The organism is Cohnella sp. GbtcB17 (assembly GCF_019091135.1).
Lineage (GTDB): Bacteria > Bacillota > Bacilli > Paenibacillales > Paenibacillaceae > Cohnella.
Genome location: NZ_JAGXJW010000360.1, coordinates 1 through 250 on the forward strand (window position 1 = coordinate 1; position 250 = coordinate 250).

At 83.6% G+C, this 250-nt stretch carries 1 pseudogene; it reads right to left on the reverse strand.

The window, feature by feature from the left end:
- Positions 1-250 (reverse strand): annotated as a pseudogene (locus KVT38_RS36020) (DEAD/DEAH box helicase); the annotation flags it as partial.

The window sequence follows — 250 nt, forward strand, 5'->3', positions numbered from 1 at the left end:
CGCCCCCGACGCCCCCCCGCCCGCCCGAAGAAGGCTTCCGCCCGCCGGCCTGCGCCCTTCCGCCCCTGCGCCCGCCGGACGGACGCTCGCTGCCGCGGGCGAAGCCGCCGGCTCCGCCGCCAGGGCCGGCGCCGAAGCTGCGCTCGCCGCGGCCCGCCGATGCGGCGCGGTCGCCGCCGCGCTTAGGCCGCTCGGCCGGCGCGCCGTATGCCTTGGCGCCGCGCTCGGCCCGGCCGCCCAGAAGTCGGAG